Annotated in this window: 18 protein-coding genes; 13 read left to right on the plus strand and 5 right to left on the minus strand. The window is 65.2% G+C overall.

Features of this window, described 5'->3' with window-relative positions; all coding sequences use genetic code 11:
* The gene (locus tag BSQ44_RS18790) at window positions 1–1,440 is read left to right on the plus strand and encodes an adenylate/guanylate cyclase domain-containing protein (protein WP_072606655.1); all 1,440 of its coding nucleotides are present in this window, start codon (window positions 1–3) and stop codon (window positions 1,438–1,440) included.
* A 7-nt stretch (window positions 1,441–1,447) separates the two neighbouring features.
* On the opposite strand, the gene BSQ44_RS18795 is transcribed toward BSQ44_RS18790, so the two are convergent.
* A complete protein-coding gene (locus BSQ44_RS18795) occupies window positions 1,448–2,209 on the minus strand; it encodes an alpha/beta fold hydrolase (RefSeq protein WP_072606656.1) in 762 nt (253 codons plus the stop codon).
* A 36-nt stretch (window positions 2,210–2,245) separates the two neighbouring features.
* Window positions 2,246–3,916, minus strand: coding sequence for a 2-isopropylmalate synthase (gene leuA, locus BSQ44_RS18800; RefSeq protein WP_083535024.1), 1,671 nt, complete (start codon window positions 3,914–3,916; stop codon window positions 2,246–2,248).
* 692 nt (window positions 3,917–4,608) lie between these two features.
* Here leuA and pcaD point away from each other — a divergent pair.
* The 7 genes from pcaD to BSQ44_RS18840 all read left to right on the plus strand — a co-directional run bounded on the left by pcaD (window position 4,609) and on the right by BSQ44_RS18840 (window position 14,085).
* A complete protein-coding gene (pcaD, locus tag BSQ44_RS18810) occupies window positions 4,609–5,403 on the plus strand; it encodes a 3-oxoadipate enol-lactonase (RefSeq protein ID WP_072606658.1) in 795 nt (264 codons plus the stop codon).
* A 46-nt stretch (window positions 5,404–5,449) separates the two neighbouring features.
* A complete protein-coding gene (locus BSQ44_RS18815; RefSeq protein WP_072606659.1) occupies window positions 5,450–7,552 on the plus strand; it encodes a 3-hydroxyacyl-CoA dehydrogenase NAD-binding domain-containing protein in 2,103 nt (700 codons plus the stop codon).
* Between the two features lie 2 nt (window positions 7,553–7,554).
* A complete protein-coding gene (locus BSQ44_RS18820; RefSeq protein ID WP_072606660.1) occupies window positions 7,555–9,249 on the plus strand; it encodes an AMP-binding protein in 1,695 nt (564 codons plus the stop codon).
* 18 nt (window positions 9,250–9,267) lie between these two features.
* Window positions 9,268–10,449, plus strand: coding sequence for an acetyl-CoA C-acyltransferase (locus tag BSQ44_RS18825; protein ID WP_072606661.1), 1,182 nt, complete (start codon window positions 9,268–9,270; stop codon window positions 10,447–10,449).
* 67 nt (window positions 10,450–10,516) lie between these two features.
* Complete coding sequence (gene pimC / locus BSQ44_RS18830; RefSeq protein WP_072606662.1) at window positions 10,517–11,719, plus strand: pimeloyl-CoA dehydrogenase large subunit; 1,203 nt, start codon at window positions 10,517–10,519, stop codon at window positions 11,717–11,719.
* A gap of 40 nt (window positions 11,720–11,759) precedes the next feature.
* Window positions 11,760–12,914: an acyl-CoA dehydrogenase family protein gene (locus BSQ44_RS18835; protein WP_072606663.1), complete on the plus strand. Its 1,155-nt coding sequence runs from the start codon at window positions 11,760–11,762 to the stop codon at window positions 12,912–12,914.
* Between the two features lie 316 nt (window positions 12,915–13,230).
* Window positions 13,231–14,085 (plus strand): formate/nitrite transporter family protein, encoded by an 855-nt coding sequence (locus tag BSQ44_RS18840; RefSeq protein ID WP_072606664.1) that lies wholly within the window; start codon window positions 13,231–13,233, stop codon window positions 14,083–14,085.
* A gap of 64 nt (window positions 14,086–14,149) precedes the next feature.
* Here the strand turns inward: BSQ44_RS18840 and BSQ44_RS18845 are convergent, their stop codons facing one another.
* Complete coding sequence (locus BSQ44_RS18845; RefSeq protein WP_072606665.1) at window positions 14,150–14,491, minus strand: ArsR/SmtB family transcription factor; 342 nt, start codon at window positions 14,489–14,491, stop codon at window positions 14,150–14,152.
* A gap of 90 nt (window positions 14,492–14,581) precedes the next feature.
* Here BSQ44_RS18845 and BSQ44_RS18850 point away from each other — a divergent pair, with 90 nt between their 5' ends.
* From BSQ44_RS18850 to BSQ44_RS18870, 5 genes are all read left to right on the plus strand, one after another.
* Window positions 14,582–15,004 (plus strand): YeeE/YedE family protein, encoded by a 423-nt coding sequence (locus BSQ44_RS18850; RefSeq protein WP_072606666.1) that lies wholly within the window; start codon window positions 14,582–14,584, stop codon window positions 15,002–15,004.
* A 1-nt stretch (window position 15,005) separates the two neighbouring features.
* Window positions 15,006–15,443, plus strand: coding sequence for a DUF6691 family protein (locus BSQ44_RS18855; RefSeq protein ID WP_072606667.1), 438 nt, complete (start codon window positions 15,006–15,008; stop codon window positions 15,441–15,443).
* 26 nt (window positions 15,444–15,469) lie between these two features.
* Window positions 15,470–16,366 (plus strand): MBL fold metallo-hydrolase, encoded by an 897-nt coding sequence (locus BSQ44_RS18860; protein ID WP_072606668.1) that lies wholly within the window; start codon window positions 15,470–15,472, stop codon window positions 16,364–16,366.
* Between the two features lie 59 nt (window positions 16,367–16,425).
* A complete protein-coding gene (locus tag BSQ44_RS18865) occupies window positions 16,426–16,761 on the plus strand; it encodes a protein tyrosine phosphatase family protein (protein ID WP_072606669.1) in 336 nt (111 codons plus the stop codon).
* A 93-nt stretch (window positions 16,762–16,854) separates the two neighbouring features.
* The gene (locus BSQ44_RS18870; protein ID WP_072606670.1) at window positions 16,855–18,627 is read left to right on the plus strand and encodes a SulP family inorganic anion transporter; all 1,773 of its coding nucleotides are present in this window, start codon (window positions 16,855–16,857) and stop codon (window positions 18,625–18,627) included.
* Here the strand turns inward: BSQ44_RS18870 and BSQ44_RS18875 are convergent.
* Together BSQ44_RS18875 and BSQ44_RS18880 are read right to left on the minus strand one after the other, a co-directional pair.
* A complete protein-coding gene (locus tag BSQ44_RS18875) occupies window positions 18,621–19,943 on the minus strand; it encodes a TRAP transporter large permease (protein WP_072606671.1) in 1,323 nt (440 codons plus the stop codon). The genes BSQ44_RS18870 and BSQ44_RS18875 overlap by 7 nt on opposite strands.
* Window positions 19,940–20,470, minus strand: coding sequence for a TRAP transporter small permease (locus BSQ44_RS18880; protein WP_072606672.1), 531 nt, complete (start codon window positions 20,468–20,470; stop codon window positions 19,940–19,942). Before BSQ44_RS18880 ends, BSQ44_RS18875 begins: the two co-directional genes overlap by 4 nt.
* Window positions 20,471–20,573: the final 103 nt, after the last annotated feature.

A 20,573-nucleotide genomic window follows, 5' to 3' on the forward strand; every position in this document is an offset into this window, starting at 1 on the left:
ATGGCCCTGGCGGAACGCGTTGGATCGGCGATCGCGACCCGCAGGGCGCGGCGTCGCGCGAACTTTCCGCAACTGCTGGACGAGACCTTTCGCAGCCACGAACGGGAGGGCCGCCGCCTCCAGCTTCGCGGCCGGACATGGTCGCTCGCGGCCATGCTCGTCATGCTCGGCGTCGTGGCGCCGTATCCGGAAGCGTTCTACTACCAGGGACTGGTCCTTTTCTTCATCTCGACCGGGTTCATTCCGTCCCTGCTGGAGCGGTGGGGGAAGCTGCGGCGCTGGCATCTCTACCTTTTCGTCGCCATCGACTTCGCGCTTCTCACTTTCGCGGTCATCTATCCGAACCCGCTCGCGCCGGAAAACCTGCCACCGCAGCTGACGCTGCATTTCGACACTTCGCTCTACCTGTTCCTGCTTCTCGCGAGCCTCGCCTTCGCCGACAATCCGCGACTGGTTCTGTGGGGCGGTTTCGTCGGCGCGGTCAGTTGGGCGGTCGGAGTCGGCTGGCTTGCGAGGCTCCCCGACAGCGTAGTGATATGGCCGGGCAATGGCGACATCGGGCTCAACGACGTCGTCACGCGCATGCGCCTCATCGCCAATCCGACCACCGTCGACTTGAGCGTGCTCTTCCAGACCGTCGTCATCTTCGCCATCGTCGCCATGATCATGGCCGGCGGCGTCGGGCGCTCGCGGCGGCTGGTCTGGCGTTATGCCGTCATCGAGCGCCAACGGCTGAACCTCGCCCGCTACTTCCCGCCGTCCACGGTCGATCAACTGTCCCGGCAGGACGAGCCGCTCCAGCAGATCCGGGAACTGAAGGCGGCGATCATCTTTGCCGACCTCGTCGGCTTCACGCGGTGGGCGGAGCGCCACACGCCGTCGGAGGCGATCTCGCTCCTGCGCGAGGTCCACGCGCTTCTCGAAGAGGCAGTCTTCCGGCACGGCGGGACGCTGGACAAATTCATCGGCGACGGTGTCATGGCGACCTTCGGAACGCCGGAACCGAAGCCGGACGATTCCCTCAATGCCATGTCGTGCGTGAAAGCCATTCTTGAGGACGTCGCCGCACTGAACGCGCGACGCCTCGCGCGCGGCGAGGAGGCCGTCCAGATCGCGCTCGGGGTGCACTACGGGCCCGTCGTCGTCGGCAACATCGGGACCGAGCGTCGGCTGGAGCTCGGCGTCATAGGCGACACGGTCAACGTGGCGAGCCGTTTGGAGGAACTCACCCGCGTGATCGGGCGCATGGCGGTGGTGAGCGATCAGCTGGTGGCCGACATCAGGGAGCGGCGGCCGGACGCGGCCGACCGGATGCTCGAAGACTTCGCGTTCCTAGGCGCCAATCACCTGGAAGGTCGGCGGCAAGACATCGCGGTGTGGGGGAGCAACCAGACCCTGGTGGCATCGGAGAGCCAGGCGCGCTGGGCACGCTCGGCGTAAGCCGCTACTAAGATCGCAGCGCCTTTCTGATCGAGCGGATGACCGTCTCGCGCGCCTCTTCCAGCAGCATGTGCCCTTTGCCCGGCAGGGTCTCGAGCGGCAGATTCGCGGGTAGTCCTTCGGTCTGCGAGTAGGGCAGGACCGTGTCCTCGGTGCCCCAGATCACCCGCGCGGGCATGGCGAGCGAGGCGAGTGTGTCTCGCGGGATTTCGCCCTGCTTGTCCCCCTTCGTGATGAGGGCGGCAATCTCGATCAGCTTGTCGCGCTGGCCCGCGACGCCGCGCGTGGCGACGAGCCCGGCGACGTATTTGGTCGGCATGGTGAAACCCGGCGCCGACATCTCGTCCATGCAGGTGCGCAGATCGTCTGCGTTGGTGGCAGCCGCGTAGCGCCTGAGGAGCTCGAAGTTGATCTCCGCGCCGAATCCGCCCGGCGCGAGCAACGTCAGCGACGCGACCATGTCGGGCGAGCGCAACGCGGCCAGGACCGCGATGGCGCCCCCCATCGAATGGCCGGAAAAATGCGCCCGCGCGATGCCGCGGGCGGCGAGGTCGGCAAGGATCGCCTTGGCAGCGACGTGCGCCGGCCCGGCGCCCGGATAACCGAGCGAGCGGCCGTGACCCGGCAAATCGTAGGCCAGCACGCGGGCGCCGACGGCGAGCGCCGGCTGGATGTCGTACCAGACGTCGTGATGGCCGCCGAAGCCGTGCAGGAGAACGACCGTCTCCGGCCCCTTCCCCTGCACGCGCGCATGGATGTCCCCGCTCATTCGTCCCCCCGGTTCATGCGCGAGGATAGCGCGTCGTCACTGCGCCGCAAGGATGCGGTTCGCCGCCGACACCACCGCCTCGAGCGAGGCCGCCACGATGTTGGTGTTGATGCCCGCCCCGAACAGCTTGCCGCCGGGATGCTCCACTTCCATGTAGCTGATCGCGGCCGCGTTCGAGCCGCGCTGCATGGAATGCTCCGAGTAGTCGAGCACCGTCATCGGAATGCCGATGTGGCGCGACAGGGCATCGACGAAGCCGTCGATAGGCCCCGTGCCGGAACCGGTGATCGTGACCTCCTGGCCGCCATCGGTGATCGTCGCCTCCACGTTACGACGGCCCTTTGCCGACGTGTCGGGATAGGTGTGATGGTCAAGGAACTTCAGCCGCGCGCCGGGCTGGTCGACATAGCGGTCGATGAAACGCTCGTGGATGCGCTTCGACGACAGTTCCTTGCCTTCCGCATCGGTGACCGCCTGAATGTCCTTCGAGAACTCGATCTGCAGGTTGCGCGGCAGGTTCAGCCCGTAGTCAGCCTGCATGATGTAGGCGATGCCGCCCTTGCCCGATTGCGAGTTGATGCGGATGATCGCCTCGTAGGTGCGGCCGACATCCTGCGGGTCGATCGGCAGGTAGGGGACCTCCCAGAGCTCCTTGTTGGCCTTGGCCTTTGCCTTCATGCCCTTGTTGATGGCGTCCTGGTGCGAGCCGGAGAAGGCGGTGTAGACCAGTTCGCCGACATAGGGATGGCGCTCGGGGATCATCATCTGGTTCGAGTACTCGTACACCTCTTTCATGCGGGTGATGTTCGAGCAGTCGAGTTCCGGATCGACGCCCTGCGTGTACATGTTCAGCGCCAGCGTCACGATGTCGACGTTGCCGGTTCGCTCGCCGTTGCCGAACAGCGTGCCCTCGACCCGGTCCGCACCGGCCATCAGCCCCAGTTCGGTCGCCGCGATGCCGGTGCCGCGGTCGTTGTGCGGATGCAAGGAGACGATCAGGCTGTCGCGATTGTCGAGGTTGCGGCACATCCACTCGATCTGGTCGGCATGGATGTTGGGCGTCGACATCTCGACGGTGGCCGGCAGGTTGAAGATGAGCCTGTCCTGCGGCGTCGGCTTCACGATCTCCGCGACCGCGTTGCAGATTTCGAGCGCCACCTCGAGCTCGGTGCCGGTGAAGCTTTCCGGCGAATACTCGAAGCGATACCCGCCGCCGGCCTTCGCCGCCATGTCGGTGATCATCTTGGCAGCGTCGGTGGCGATGCGCTTGATGCCGGCGACATCCTTCTCGAACACCACGCGGCGCTGCAACTCGCTGGTGGAGTTGTAGAAATGGACAATGGGCGTCTTTGCCCCTTCCAGCGCCTCGAAGGTGCGGGTGATCAGTTCGGGGCGGCACTGCACCAGCACCTGGAGATCGACCTCGTCCGGGACGCCGCCTTCCTCGATGCACCAGCGCGCGAAGTCGAAATCGGTCTGCGAGGCCGAAGGAAAGCCGATCTCGATTTCCCTGAATCCCATGTCGAGCAGCAGCGCGAACATGCGCGCCTTGCGATCGTGCCCCATCGGGTCGATCAGGGCCTGGTTGCCATCGCGCAGGTCGACCGAGCACCAGATCGGTGCCTTCTCGATGCGCTTGGACGGCCATGTGCGGTCGGCGAGGTTCAGTTGCGGATAGGGGTGGTACTTGCGCGGCGCATCGGGCATTCCCCGATGCGCGGGAATTGCCATACCGGCGGGCGTGAAGGTCTCGGGCTTGTTCATCGTCGTCTCTCCCGCGCTACCGCCTACGGATACGGAGCGCTCATGTCACGGATTGGCTGAATTCGAGCTTCGGGAGCATGGCGCATCGGCGTCACATCGATCGCCGGGCGCTCCCTTTCAGCGGACCCGGCGATCGCCGATAAGGCCGAGAAGAAGGAGAGCCGAAGAAAGCGCGCGCAACGTCTCGCCGGCGAAATGCCGACGGTCGGAACGGGTTGCGATGTCGCGCGGAGTGGACATGCGCGGCGGTATACCGGAGCCGGAGGAGAGAGGCAAGCAGGGATGATCGACGATCAGAGCAGTCTCAAGCCGAGGTGTTTTTCGAAAGGAACGAAATCGCGGTCCTGCTGAAGGAGGAAATGTCCCTGGACCATATAACGGTCCATCGCCAGCATCAGCCTGGCCGACGCACATCGCGTTGCCGCGCGTACCGTCTCCGGGGAAAGGGAGTGCATCCCGCGATTGCTTCGCCTACGCGCTGGCGCATCGGCATGGTTGTCCCTTGCTCTATGTCGGTCGCGATTTCGCTGCTAGGGACGTATCGTCGGCGATTTGAGCGCCGCCCGTCGAGCATGTCGGCCACTTGCACTTCGCAACATACCCGGTAGTATGTCGGCCGCGAGGGAGGAGCACCCATGACGTTTGCGCGTGTGAACGGCGTCGTTCTGCATTTCGAAGACCGCGGCGACAAGGCCAGACCCGCGCTGGTGTTCGCCAATTCGCTGGGCACCGACTTCCGTATCTGGGACGCCGTGCTAGACCTTCTGGGAGATCGCTTCCGCTTCATTCGCTACGACAAGCGCGGCCACGGCCTCTCCGAGGCAACGCCCGCGCCGTACACGCTGGAAGACCACGTCTCCGACCTGGAATCACTGCTGGAGCATATCGGCGCAACCTCCTGCGCCGTCGTCGGTTTGTCGGTCGGCGGCATGATCGCGCAAGGGCTGGCGGCCAAGCGGCCCGACCTGGTCAAGGCGATGATACTCATGGACACAGCGCACAAGATCGGTACCGCCGACATGTGGAACCAGCGCATCGAAGGCGTGACCAGGGAAGGGATCGCGTCGCTGGCCGACGCCATCATGCAGCGCTGGTTCACGCCTGCCTACCGCACCCCCGAAAACCCGGATTTCGTCGGCTACACCGCCATGCTTACGCGCACCACCGTAGACGGCTATGCCGGCACATGCGCGGCACTGCGCGATGCTGACTTTACCGAAAGCACAAAGGCGCTGACACTGCCGGTGCTTGCCCTGGTCGGAGATCAGGACGGGTCGACGCCGCCCGACCTGGTGCGCTCGACCGCCGAACTCGTGAAGGGTGCCGATTTCCGCATCATCCCGGACGCCGGCCACCTGCCCTGCATCGAGCAGCCGCAGGCGGTCGTCAACCTGATGTCGAACTTCCTGAAACAAGCCCGTTTTTCGTAGAAGAAGGCCCCGAGGGGTCGATCCGTTCCGCCTGGAGAGCAGCATCATGACCGACTACGTGACCGTGAGCCGCGATGGAGACGTCGCCATCGTCACGCTCGACAACCCGCCGGTGAACTCGCTGAGCCATCATCTGAGGGAGCCTTTGAACGCAGCACTCGTGGCGTTGCGCGACGATGCTGCCGTCAAGGGCGTGGTGCTCGCCTGCGCGGGGCGGACCTTCGTCGCGGGCGCCGATATCACCGAATTCGGCACGCCGAAGGCGACCGCGTCGCCGAACCTTCGCGAACTGATCGTGACGCTTGAGAGCTTCGCCAAGCCGACCGTGGCGGCGATCCACGGCACCGCGTTCGGCGGCGGACTGGAACTCGCCATGGGCTGCCATTTCCGGGTCGCGGACCCGAACGCGAAGTTCGGCCTGCCCGAGGTGAAGCTGGGCATCTTGCCCGGCGCCGGCGGCACCGTGCGCCTGCCGCGCCTGATCGGACCGGAAAAGGCATTGAAAGTCATCGTATCCGGCAATCCGATCGGCGCCCGAGAAGCGCTGGAGGAAGGCCTGGTCGAGGCGATCTTCGAGAGCGACCTCGTCGCCAACGCGGTGAAGTTCGTCCGCGAGAAGGCGATCTCCGGCGCGCCGCTGATCGCGGTGCGCGACCGCCAGGATCGGATCGCCGCGGCCAAGGCGGATCTCACGGGTTTCGACGCCGCGGCAGCCGAACTCCTGAAGAAGTCGCGCGGGCTCGACGCGCCGAAGCGCTGCGTCGACGCGGTGCGCAATGCGGTGACCATGCCGTTCGACCAGGCGCTGACCACCGAACGCAAGTACTTCGTCGACCTGGTCGAAGGGGATCAGTCGAAGGCCCAGCGGCATCTTTTCTTCGCCCAGCGCGAGGCGGCGAAGGTGGCGGGCGTCGGGCCGGACGTGAAGCCGCGCCCGGTGAAACGCGCCGGCATCATCGGCGCCGGCACCATGGGCGGCGGCATCGCGATGTCCTTCCTCAATGGCGGCATTCCCGTCACCATTCTGGAAATGACGCAGGATGCGCTCGACCGCGGCACCGCCAACATGGCGAAGAACTACGACATCTCGGTCAAGCGCGGCTCGCTGACCGAAGAGGCGAAGGCCAAGCGATTGGGGCTGCTTGCCGGCACCACCGACTACGCCGATCTCGCCGATTGCGACCTGATCATCGAGGCCGTGTTCGAGGAGATGGCGGTCAAGAAGGAGGTCTTCGGCAAGCTCGACGCGATCGCAAAACCGGGCGCGATCCTCGCGTCGAACACCTCCTATCTCGACGTGAACGAGATCGCGGCCTCCACGTCGCGGCCGTCCGATGTGCTCGGCATGCACTTCTTCTCGCCGGCCAACGTCATGAAGCTGCTCGAGATCGTACGCGGAGAGAAGACCGCTCCGGACGTGCTCGCCACCGCGCTGGACGTCGCCAAGCGCATCGCCAAGGTGCCGGTCGTCGTCGGCGTCTGCCACGGCTTCGTCGGGAACCGGATGCTGGCCGCGCGCTCGGCCGAACTGGAAGACCTGCTTTTGGAAGGCGCGACGCCGCAGCAGGTGGACAAGGTCTTCACCGACTTCGGCTGGCCGATGGGGCCCTTTGCCATGGGCGACCTAGCCGGCCTCGACATCGGCTGGCGCAACCGCAAGTCGCTCGGCAAGACGGCCGCGATCGGCGACGCGCTGTGCGAACAGGGCCGCTTCGGCCAGAAGACCGGCAAGGGCTACTACATCTACGAAGCCGGCTCGCGTGCGCCCAAACCCGATCCCGAGGTCGAGGCGCTGATCGAGGAAAAGGCGCGCGAGAAGGGCGTAAACCGGCGCGACATATCGGCGGACGAGATCGCCGAACGCACCATGTATCCGATGGTCAACGAGGGTGCGAAGATCCTGGAGGAGGGTATCGCGGCGCGCTCATCCGACGTCGACATCGTCTGGATCAACGGCTACGGCTTCCCCGTCGGCAAGGGCGGCCCGATGTTCTGGGCCGAACTCGAAGGTCTCGGCAGGATCGTCGAGCGCCTCGAATTCTGGCACGGCAGGACCGGGAAGGACGTCTTCGCGCCAGCTGCGCTGCTCAAGCGGGCGGCATCCGAAGGCACCGGCCTCTCCGGCGCGCGGAAAGGCAAGGCCGCCTGATCATGGACCTCGCCGCCGCTCCCTGGCGCGACGTCTATCCTCCGGGGCTCTCTCCCGCGGTGGACCTTAAGGGATTCCCCGTCCACGCGATCGTGGACGAGGCGGCGGCAAAATGGCCGGCCAAGGAGGCTGTGGTTTTCCGCGATCGCACGATGAGCTTCGGCGAATTGAAGTCGGATGTGGATCGCACGGCCGCGGCCTTCGCGGCGGCGGGCATCGGCAAGGGCGACCGCGTCGCGCTGCTGTTGCCAAACACGATCTATCACCTGCTCGCCTTCTTCGGGGCTCTGAAGGCCGGTGCGACGGTCGTGCATCTCTCGCCGCTCGACGGACCGCGCGTCATCCAGCACAAGCTGGAAGACAGCGGCGCGCGCCTGCTCGTTACCACCAACATCGGCGAACTAGCGATTGGGGCGGCGAAGCTCATTGCGGCGGCGACGATCGACCGGCTGATCGTCGGCGAGGACGAGGCCTTCGGCCCCTCCCCGCTCACGGGCCCCATGCCGGATGGCAAGGATTTCAGCACCTTCGCCGCGTTTCTGGAATCGGGGCGGGAGTCGGTTGAATCGAGTTCTGAAGGCAGCGGGACGTTTCCCAACGTCGCCGTAGAAGACCTGGCGCTCCTCCAGTATACCGGCGGCACGACCGGCATGCCGAAGGGCACCATGCTGACGCACCGCAACCTCTCGACCGCCGTCGAGAGCTACGATCTCTGGTTCGAGGCCTGGGATCTGATGCGGCCGGGCGAGGATCGCGTGCTGCTCTTCCTGCCGCTGTTCCACATCTATTCGCTGTCGGCGGTCATGCTGCGCTGCATCCGCAATGGCCAGGTCATGGTGATCCACACCCGGTTCGACGCCGAGACGGCGCTGCGGGAAATCGAGGCCGGCATCACCAGCTTCCCCGGCGTCCCGACCATGTGGATCGCGATCTGCGCCACCCAGCGCTTCGAGAAGCGAAACTTCGCCTCCCTGCGCTACTGCGCCTCCGGCGGCGCCCCGTTGCCGGTCGAGACGGCGCGCAGGCTGAAGGCGGCGACCGGGCACGATATCCTCGGCGGCTGGGGCATGACGGAGACCTCGCCCGCCGGCACGAACATTCCCTCCAGCCGCCCCGACAAGGTCGGCACGATCGGCGTCCCCCTGCCCGCCATCTGGCTCGACGTCGTGGCGCTGGACGATAACTCCCGCGTGCTGCCGCAGGGGGAAATCGGCGAACTGCGCGTCTCCGGTCCGAACGTCACGTCCGGATACTGGAACCGCGAGGCGGAGAACCCCGGTTTTTTCTCCGATGGCGGGTTCCTCACCGGCGACATCGGCTTCATGGACGACGAGGGCTTCTTCACCATCGTCGACCGCAAGAAGGACATGATCCTGTCGGGCGGCTTCAACGTCTATCCGCAACTCATCGAGCAGATGATCTACGAGCATCCGGACGTGGAGGAAGTGCTGGTGATCGGGGTACCCGACACCTACCGCGGCGAGGCGGCGAAGGCCTTCGTGAAGCTCAGGGCCGGCGCGGCACAGCTGACGCTGGACGAACTGCGGGACTTTCTCAAGAGTCGTCTCGGGCCGCACGAAATGCCGGCGGCGCTCGAGATTCGCGATGCGCTGCCGCGCACGCCGGTCGGAAAGCTGTCGAAACTCGAACTTAAACAGGAAGAGGAGGCGCGGCGCACGACCGCCCGCGCATCCTGATCGAACAGGGAGAACATTATGGCTGAAGCCGTCATCGTATCCACCGCGCGCACGCCGATCGGCAAGGCCTATCGAGGCGCGCTCAACGACACCGACGGACACGCGCTCGGTGCGCACGCGATCCGCAACGCGCTGGCCCGCTCCGGGCTGGAGGGCGGCGAGATCGAGGACGTGATCATGGGCTGCGCCATGCAGGAGGGCACCACCGGCCTCAACGTCGCACGGCGCGCGCTGCTGTCGGCCGGCCTGCCGGTGACGGTGGCGGGCACGACGATCGACCGGCAGTGCTCGTCGGGGCTGCAGTCGATGGCGCTGCTTGCGAACGCGATCCGCAACGACGGAGTCAAGGTCGGCATCGCAGGCGGGCTGGAATCGATCAGCCTGGTCCAGAACGACCACCGAAACACTTTCCATCTCTTCGACGTGTCGCTGTCGGGACCCGCCGCCGACGTCTACATGCCGATGATCGACACGGCCGAGAACGTGGCGAAGCGCTACGGCATCTCGCGCGAGGCGCAGGACGCCTACGGGCTTCAGTCGCAGAAGCGCGTGGCCGCCGCCCGCGAGGCCGGACGGTTCGACGCCGAGATCGCGCCGATCGACGTGCGCATGGCCGTCATCGACCGGGAGACGAAGGAAGTCAGCCACAAGAACGTGACGCTGGCGCATGACGAGGGACCGCGTCCGGACACCTCAGCCGAAGGCCTCGCCGGACTGAAGCCGGTGCGCGAGGGCGGCTTCATCACCGCCGGCAATGCCAGCCAGCTTTCCGACGGAGCCTCCGCCTGTGTGATGATGGATTCCAAGGAGGCAGAGAAGCGCGGGCTGACCCCGCTCGGCATCTTCCGCGGCTTCAACGTCGCCGGCTGCGAGCCGGACGAAATGGGCATCGGCCCGGTCTTCGCCGTGCCGCGCCTTCTCGAACGCCACGGGCTCAAGGTGGACGACATCGGCCTGTGGGAATTGAACGAAGCTTTCGCGGTGCAGGTGATCTACTGCCGGGACAGGCTCGGCATCGATCCCGAGAAGCTCAACGTCAGCGGCGGCGCCATCGCGCTCGGCCATCCCTACGGAATGTCCGGCGCGCGTCTGGCCGGCCATGCGCTGATCGAAAGCAAGCGCCGCGGCGTGAAGTATGCCGTGGTGACGATGTGCGTCGGCGGCGGCATGGGCGCGGCCGGGCTCCTGGAGATCAACTAGCAAGACATGAAGCACCCCGCTTCGCTTGGCGGAGCGGGGGTCGATCATCGCCAATGGAGTGCATGACATGGACCTTCGCTTCACCGACGAGGAACGCGCTTTTCGCGAGGAGGTGCGCGCTTTCTTCCGCGACAACGTGCCGGAGGAGACGCGGACCAAGATGGTCGACGGCGAGCATCTGGAGAAGGACGACTTCGTCCGCTGGACCCGCATCCTGAACGCGCATGGTTGGGGCGTGCCGCACTGGCCGGTGGAGTATGGAGGCACCGGCTGGGACCCGATGCGGCAGTACATCTACCTGGAGGAGTTGCAGAAGTATCCGGCGCCGCAGCCCCTGCCCTTCGGCGTCAACATGGTCGGCCCGGTCATCTACACCTTCGGATCGGACGAGCAGAAGAAGCATTTTCTGCCGCGCATCGCCAATCTGGACGACTGGTGGTGCCAGGGCTTTTCCGAGCCGGGCGCCGGCTCCGACCTCGCCTCGCTGAAGACGCGTGCGGTTCGTGAAGGCGACCACTACGTCGTCAACGGCCAGAAGACCTGGACGACGCTCGCCCAGTACGCCGACTGGATCTTCTGCCTGGTGCGCACCGACACCGATGCGAAAAAGCAGGAGGGCATCTCCTTCCTGTTGATCGACATGAAGACGCCCGGCATCGAGGTACGCCCGATCGTTACCATCGACGGCGGCCGCGAGATCAACGAGGTGTTCCTCACCGACGTGAGGGTGCCGGTCGAAAACCTCGTCGGGCAGGAGAACAAAGGCTGGGACTATGCGAAATTCTTGCTCGGAAACGAACGCACCAACATCGCGCGCATCGGCATGTCCAAGCAGCGCATCGCCCGCATCCGCGAGCTTGCCGGCAAGGAGATGTCGGGCGGACGGCCACTAATCGAGGACGAACGGTTCAGGGAAAAGCTCGCGGCAATCGAGATCGACCTCAAGGCGCTGGAACTGACGCAGCTGCGCGTGGTGGCCGCCGATGCCAAGCGCGGCAACACCGGCCGGCCGGACCCCGCCTCCTCGATCCTGAAGATCAAGGGTTCGGAAATCCAGCAGGCGACCACCCATCTGCTCATGGAGGTCATGGGTCCCTACGCGGCACCCTACATTCCTGAGCACGACGACCGCTGGAACGAGCCTTCCGACGTCCCGGACTACGCGCCGACCGCCGCGCCGAACTACTTCAACTTCCGCAAGGTCTCGATCTACGGCGGCTCGAACGAAATCCAGAAAAACATCATCGCCAAGGCAGTGCTGGGGCTTTGACCTCGGCATTTAAACATCGACGCGAGACCGGGACACATCCATGGACTTTGACCTCACTGAAGAACAATCGATCCTGAAGGATTCGCTCGACCGGCTGCTCGCCGACACCTACGGCTTCGAGGAGCGCAAGCGCCACATGGCATCGGCGGAGGGCTGGAGTGCGGAGGCCTGGAATCGGTATGCCGAGATGGGCCTGATGGCGCTGCCCTTCGCGGAGGAGGACGGCGGCATCGGCGGCGGCCCGGTCGAGACCATGATCGTCATGGAAGCGCTCGGCAAAGCGCTGGCGCTGGAGCCCTATTTCGCGACGGTGATCTTGGGCGGCGGCTTCCTGCGGCTCGGCGGCTCGGCCGAGCAAAAGGCGAATCTCGTGCCACTGGTGGCGGAAGGATCTCTGAAGCTCGCCTTCGCCCATACGGAGCGCAACTCGCGCTTCGACCTCGCCCGTGTCGAGACGAAGGCAAGGCAGGATGGCGACGGCTGGGTGTTGTCCGGGTCCAAGAGCGTCGTGCTCCACGGCGACTGCGCCGACCGCATTTTCGTCACCGCCCGGACCGGCGGAGCGTCGGGTGACGAGACGGGCATCGGGGTATTCCTGGTCGATGCGAATGCGGAAGGCGTGTCGCGCCGCGGCTATGCCACGCAGGACGGCCTGCGCGCCGCCGAACTGACGCTGGAGAACGTTCGCGTCGCGGCCGACGCGGTGTACGGCGATCCCTCGGACGCGCTGCCGCTCGTGCGCCGCGTCGTCGACCAGGCGATCGCCGCGCTATCGGCCGAGGCGGTCGGCGCCATCTCGGCCATGCACGCTCTGACCCTCGACTACATGAAAGTGCGAAAGCAGTTCGGCGTGCCAATCGGAGCCTTCCAGGTGCTCCAGCACGCCGCCGTCGACATGTATGTCGCCATCGAGCAGGCGCGCTCCATCACGCTTTACGCGACCATGATGGCGGATTCGGACGATGCGGCGGAGCGCGCCAAGGCCATGCACGCGGCCAAGGCCGAGATCGGTCGGGGCGGACGGCTGGTCGGCGAGAACGCCATCCAGATCCATGGCGGCGTCGGCATGACGATGGAATATGCCGTCGGCCACTACTTCAAGCGCATGACCATGATCGACGTCGCGTTCGGCAATACCGACCATCACATGCGGGCGCTGGCGCGGGCCGGCGGGCTTTTCGACGCCGCTGCCTGACGCGGACGCACGGCCACGTCCTGCCCATCCGGTTCGGAGCGACAGCGCATCACTGCGTCGTTTTCGTGCGGATCGCGCGCGAACGAAGCTGCTACCAGCGCAAGGTCGCGCAATACACGCATCGCCCGGGACGGAACTGCCTGGAAGGCAAAGCAGTTGTCGTCTGACAACAACGGTCTCTGCCGGCGCCTGGTGGCGAAGGCGGGTGACCTCGGTAGCCGAGCGCACCTTTTGAATGACCGAGAAGATGTCCCGTCAGGGACGCGCATGGACGGCGGTGTCGGCCCATCGTTCCACGAGAGCCGGATCCGATACAATGACAAGCGAAACCGAGAACCGTCTCAGCCCCGCGTCCGAAATGACGGATCTGAACGAAGGCGAGAAGCGCGCGGTCGATCATCAGAGCCGCCCGAGCGCCGCGCTGATCCACGAAACCATACGGGCGGAAGGCGAAAGGGAGCTCGAACGCACGAGCGTCGCGCTCATGCTGTCGGGATTTGCCGCCGGACTGTCGATCGGCTTTTCCGTCGTCGTTCCGGCAATCCTCATGGTCGCGCTACCGGACGTTTCCTGGAAGCATCTCCTCACGTCGCTCGGCTACACGATCGGCTTTCTGATCGTCGTTCTCGGCCGGCAGCAGCTCTTTACCGAGAACACGCTGACGCCCGTCTTGCCTTTGCTGAAGAACCGGAATCTCCACCATCTCGCTCAGGTCGGGCGGCTATGGTCAGTCGTTCTGTTGTCCAACATAGCGGCGACATGGGTCTTTTCGGCCGTCCTGGCCCACACCCCGGTCTTTGATCAGGAGATCAGGACGGCGATCGCGGCGTATTCGCACACGGCGTTGGATTCCGACTTCTGGCCGATGTTTCTCAAGGCCGTCTTCGCCGGCTGGCTCATCGCCCTGATGGTCTGGCTCATGCCGGCGGCGGGCGATGCCAGGCCGTTCGTGATCATCATCGTGACCTATGTCGTCGCACTCGCACATCTGGCGCACATCATCGCCGGATCGGTGGAAGCATCGTTCCTCGTGCACGTGGGCGAAGCCTCGTTCGCCGACTATCTCTTCCGCTTCTTCGTTCCTACGCTGCTCGGCAACACGATCGGCGGTGTTGCCTTGGTTGCCTGTCTCAATTTCGGCCAGGTCGCACCGGAACTCGAGGAGAGATAGAGACGCCGCGCCTCTGTTGATGAGCGGTATCGCCGCCGTTCATGCTCCGCCGCCGTCTCCGCGCTTACGCGTCGGCTTCAGCAGGCACCTTTCCGTGGCTTCGCAGGATCGCCGGCTCGCAATAGAGCCCGTACAACGTCTGCAGCACCTCCGCGACCTCCTTCGAAGCTACGCGGTAATAGATCTCGCGGCCCTGCCTGCGGGTCGTGACGAGCTTCGACAGCCGCAGTTTGGCGAGTTGCTGCGAGAGCGCCGACTGGGACATGCCGACCGCATCAGCCAGCGGCTGCACGGCCATCTCGCCGTTCAAGAGGTTGCACAGGATCATCAGCCGGTTCTTGTTGGCGAGCGCCGACAGCAGCTCCGCCGCCTGCTCGGCAGAGGCATCGAGCTTTTCGAGATCCATTCGCATCCGAACTTCCCTTGAACATATGAACACCCTGTCATATGTAGCCAACCACACGCGTTTCGCAACCTTCCGGATGAAGGAATCGCAATGACCGAATTCACCCCCTGGCTCTCGCTTTCGGGAGGGCTGCTCATAGGCCTCTCCGCCGTGCTACTGATGGCTTTGCATGGCCGGATCGCAGGCATGACGGCAATCCTGGCCGGGATCATCCCTCCCTTTCCCTCCGACTGGGCCTGGCGCGCGGCATTCCTCGCCGGCGCAATCGTCGCTCCGCTGGGCTGGCTGGCTGCCGGCAACGAGATCGCGTTCGCGGTTCCGCTTTCGACGCCGACCCTTGTCATCGGCGGACTGATCGTCGGCATCGGCGTGACCTACGGATCGGGCTGCACGAGCGGCCACGGGGTGTGCGGCATGGCGCGCCTGTCGCGGCGCTCGATCGTCGCTACGCTCGTCTTCATGGCGTTCTCGATCGCCACCGTCTACGTCATGCGCCACGTCTTGGGGGCTTGAGATGAAGAAAATTCTGTCCGCATTCCTGATCGGCGGCATCTTCGGGCTCGGCATCGCGATCTCGGGCATGGCGAACCCAGCCAAGGTGCTGAACTTCTTCGATGTCGCCGGCAACTGGGATCCCAGCCTGCTCTTCGTCATGGGCGGCGCGCTTCTCGTCACCGCGATCGGCTACCGGATCGTTTTCGGTGCGCGCAAGCAGCCGATCTTCGAGGCGCGGTACTCGCTTCCGGGAACGACCGGCATCGATGCGCAGCTCGTCGGCGGCTCCGCGATCTTCGGCATAGGCTGGGGCATCTCCGGATTCTGCCCCGGCGGCGCCATTCCCGCCCTCGGCCTCGGCCATGTCGAAACCCCGATTTTCATCGCCTCCATGATTGCCGGCATCGTGATCGCACGCGCCCTCAAGGATCGTGCGGCACGTCCGGCAACGGCCTGAACCAGCCCCAGCGAAGGAGAAACGAGATGACCTCTGCCCTGCCCTTCACTCCGGACACCTCGGTCAAGCCGGACGTATTCGGCTTCTTCGACCCGGCAACCAACACCGTCTCCTACATCGTCAAGGATCCGGCCTCAGACGCCTGCGCGGTCATCGATTCCGTCATGGACATCGACTATGCCGCCGGCCGCATCACCTACGATCACGCCGACGAGATCATCGGGCACATCCGCAGCAATGGCTGGAAGCTCGAGTGGATCATCGAGACGCATGTCCATGCCGACCACCTGTCGGCCGCGCCCTACATCCAGCAGAAGCTCGGCGGCAAGCTGGGCATCGGCGAGAACATCACCATCGTGCAGGACACCTTCGGAAAGATCTTCAACGAGGGCACCGAATTCCAGCGCGACGGCTCGCAGTTCGACCGCCTGTTCAAGGACGGCGACAGCTACACCATCGGCACGATGACGGCCTATGCCATGCATACGCCCGGCCACACGCCCGCCTGCATGACGCATGTCATCGGCGATGCCGCCTTCGTGGGGGATACGCTGTTCATGCCCGACGGGGGCTCGGCCCGCGCCGACTTCCCGGGCGGCGACGCGCACGTGCTCTACCGCTCGATCAGGCGCGTGCTCTCGCTGCCGCCTGAAACGCGCCTCTTCATCTGCCACGACTACGGGCCGAACGGCCGCGATATCAAGTGGGAGACGACGGTGGCCGACGAACGCGCCCACAACATCCACGTGCACGAGGGGATTTCGGAGGCGGAGTTCGTCAAGATGCGCGAGGAGCGCGACAAGACGCTGGCGATGCCGAAGCTCATCATCCCGTCGCTTCAGGTCAACATGCGAGCCGGGCGCTTGCCACCCAGGGACGAAGACGGCAAGACTTTCCTCAAGGTACCCGTCAACGGACTTTGAGCAGCGACGCCGGAAGGTTTACTACCGGCGCCTGGAACCTCACTCACAAGGACAGTGCAATGGAATTCCGCAAGATCAACGACGACATCGCCGTGGCGCCCCAGATCGGCGCCGAAGACGTCCGGGCGATCGCCGATGCCGGCTTCAAGAGCATCGTGTGCAACCGCCCCGACACCGAAGACGGCGCGGTTCCGCATGACCGGGTCGAAGCGGCGGCGAAGGCCGCCGGGCTGGAGTTCCGCTTCATTCCGGTGGTCAGCGGCGCGATCAACGAAGAGAACGTGCGGGACATGGCGGCGGCCTTGAAGAGCCTTCCGGCGCCGGTGCTCGCCTATTGCCGCACCGGCGGGCGTTGCATGAACCTCTACGGCCTCGTCCAGCAGACCAGCGCCTGACAGCAGCCGCCCAAGGGCGAACCGAAAAACCCGACCTTCCGACACGCGCCGTCGATGGCGCGTGGCCGGACACGTCTGTTCTGAAGAAGGGGAATGAAGATGGCCCGCGCGGGGCAGCGTAGTCGGACGGGGCTGAAGCGCTACCTCCCCATCCTCGAGTGGGGTCGCGCATACGACCGCGACACGCTGTCGAACGATCTGCTGGCGGCCGTGATCGTGACGATCATGCTCATCCCGCAGTCCCTGGCCTACGCGCTGCTCGCCGGCCTGCCCGCCGAGATGGGGCTCTATGCTTCGATCCTTCCTTTGGTCGCCTACGCGGTTTTCGGAACCAGCCGCACGCTAGCGGTCGGTCCCGTCGCGGTGGTTTCTTTGATGACGGCGGCAGCCGTCGGCGGCATCGCGGAGCAGGGAACCGCCGGATATGTCGTTGCCGCCATCACGCTGGCATTCCTGTCGGGCTTGTTCCTGCTGCTGATGGGCGTCTTCCGTCTCGGATTCCTGGCCAATCTGCTCTCGCATCCGATCGTGGCAGGCTTCATCACCGCGTCCGGCCTGATCATCGCCGCGAGCCAGTTGAAGCACATCCTGGGAACCAGCGCGGGAGGACACAGCCTTCTGGAACTCGGCATCTCGCTCGCCCAGACGATCGGCGGGACAAACCCGATTACACTTGTCATCGGCCTCGCCTCCCTCGCCTTCCTCTTTTGGGTCCGCAAGGGCTTGAAGCCGCTGCTGCTTCGGTCGGGCCTTCGGCCGCGCGTTGCCGATGTCCTGACCAAGTCTGGACCTGTCGCGGCGGTGGCGATCACCACGCTCGCCGCTTGGGCATTCGACCTCGGCGAAAAGGGCGTGAAGCTGGTCGGCGCCGTGCCGCAGGGGCTACCGCCGCTGACGATGCCTTCCTTCGCACCGGACCTGATCTTGAGCCTGGCCGGACCCGCGGCGCTGATCTCGCTGATCGGCTTCGTCGAGTCGGTATCGGTCGCGCAGACCCTCGCCGCGCGAAAGCGCCAGCGCATCGACCCGGACCAGGAACTGATCGGTCTCGGCGCCTCGAACGTCGCGGCCGCCTTCTCCAGCGGTTATCCCGTCACCGGCGGCTTCGCGCGTTCGGTCGTCAACTTCGACGCCGGGGCCGAGACGCCGGCGGCTGGCGCCTTCACCGCCGTCGGCCTCGCGCTGGCCACGCTGCTCCTGACGCCGCTGCTCGCCTACCTGCCGCAGGCGACGCTGGCCGCCACCATCATCGTCGCGGTGCTGTCGCTGATCGATCTCTCGATCCTGCGCAAGACATGGATCTACTCGAAGGCCGACTTCATCGCGGTTGCAGCCACGATCCTGTCGACGCTGGCGCTCGGTGTGGAGATCGGCGTCATGACGGGCGTCGTCCTGTCCATCCTGATCCACCTCTACCGGACGTCGAAGCCCCACATGGCCGTCATCGGCCGCGTGCCGGGCACAGAGCATTACCGGAACGTGCTTCGCCACGAGGTCGCAACGGTGCCGGGCGTGATTTCGCTGCGCGTCGACGAAAGCCTCTATTTCGCCAATGCGCGCTATCTGGAAGACTATCTCTACGACCTCGTCGCGTCGCGCGCGGAAGTCCGCGACGTCGTGCTCGCCTGCCCCGCGGTGAACCTGATCGACATGAGCGCACTGGAGTCGCTCGAGGCCATCAACCATCGCCTGAAGGACATGGGCGTGCGGCTTCACCTGTCGGAGGTGAAGGGTCCTGTGATGGACGCGCTGAAACGCACGGATTTCCTGTCCCACCTCTCGGGGAAGGTTTTCCTGTCGCACCACATGGCGATGTGCGAACTCGCCGGCGACCCCGGCTGCTCAGGGGCCAACGCGGCTCAGTAGAGCCATCGCAGCAGGAACAGCGAGATCGGCGGGAAGATGACCAGGATTGCCGTGCGCACGAGGTCGGTGATGACGAACGGCGTGACCCCGCGATAGGTCGCGGAGATCGGCGTATCCTTCGCCATCGAATTGATGACGAACAGGTTCATGCCGACCGGCGGCGTGATCAGCCCGACCTCCACCACGATCAGGACGATGATGCCGAACCAGATCGCGAACTCCTCCGGATTGAGCCCGTAGTCGAGTGCGCTGACGATCGGGAAGAAGATCGGGATGGTCAGCAGGATCATGGAAAGCGAGTCCATCACGCAGCCGAGCAGCAGGTAGAGGATGAGGATCACCGTGAGCACGATCCACGGGTTGAAGCCCGATTCCACGATCATCGCGGCGATCTCCTGCGGCACCTGCGACAGGGCCAGGAAGCCGTTGTAGATCGACGCGCCGAACACGATGAAGAAGATCATCGCGGTCGCGACCGCCGTCGCCAGCACCGAATCGATGAAGGTCCGCCAGGTGAGACCGCCGTTCACGAGCGCGATGATGCCGGTGCCGGCCGCGCCGATGGCCGCTCCCTCGGTCGGCGTGAACCAGCCGAAATAGATGCCGCCCACGACCAGGAAGAAGACCATCAGCACCGGCCATACGTCGAACAGCGCCTTGAAACGCTCGAGATACGGCGCGCGCGGGCTGCTACCGGCGGAGGCTGGATAGAGGCGGACATAGATCGAGATCGCGATCATGTAACCGATCGCCGCCAAGACGCCCGGCACGAAGGCCGACAGGAACAGCTTGGCGATGTTCTGTTCGGCGAGGATCGCATAGATCACCAGCACGACGGACGGCGGAATGAGGATGCCGAGCGTGCCGCCGGCCGCCAGCGTGCCGGTCGCCAGTGCACCCGAATAGCCGTAACGCCGCAGTTCCGGCAGTGCGACTTGCGCCATCGTCGCCGCCGTCGCCAGCGAGGAGCCGCAAATGGCGCCGAAACCGGCGCAGGCGCCGATCGCCGCCATGGCAACGCCGCCCTTGCGGTGGCCGAGCCAGGTGTTGGCGGCGCGGAAGAGCGACTGCGACATGCCGCCCAGTCCCGCGAACTGCCCCATCAACAGGAACAGCGGGATGATGGAGAGCGAATGGCTGGAGAAGGTCGAGTAGGTCTCCGCCTTCAGCTTCGCCAGGATCGGGTTCCAGGTGCCGAGCACCAGCCATGTTCCCACCATGCCGCACAGGAGCATGGCAAGGCCGATCGGCAACCGCAGGAAGATGAGGATCAGCAGGATCGGGAACGAGGCGATGCCGATTTCGAGACTGGTCAATGCATGCCCCCCTGTGTCGGCGCGAAGAAGGACCGGCCGGTGCGGACCTCCTGCAGGCGTATCAAGGTCATGTAGAGGGAGACGACCACCACCACCGCCGCGCCGACCATTGCGGCCGCGAACCCCCACCAGACCGGATACTGCAGGATGAAGGTGGTCTCGCCGTAGCGGATCTTGTCCATCATGCCGACCCATAGCCTCCAGGCGATGACGATGAAGACGATCGACATCAGCGTCTCGGAGACCAGGTCGATCCAGCGGTTGGCGCCGTCCGGCAGATAGCTGGTGAAGAGGTCCACCGTCGCGTGGCCGCGGTTGAGCTGGCACCAGGGCAGGAAGGCGAACACGGCGAAACCGGTGCCTGCCTCGACGAGTTCGAAGTCACCCGGGATCGGCCCCAGCCCGGCCCAGATCATCGAGCGGCCCGTGATACTGACGACGGTCATGACAGTGATCATCACGAGCACGATGCCGCCGAGGATCGCCATGAGACGCGCCAAGTTGCTGACGAACCCGTGCAAGTTCATGCGAGGCCTCCCCACCCTTCTTCTTGGTCGCGCACGCTAGCTTCTGACCGTTCGCCGGACAAGCGCATTCGCGGCATTTTTGCTATGAACGATAACAATTTTC

The organism is Aquibium oceanicum (assembly GCF_001889605.1).
GTDB lineage: Bacteria > Pseudomonadota > Alphaproteobacteria > Rhizobiales > Rhizobiaceae > Aquibium > Aquibium oceanicum.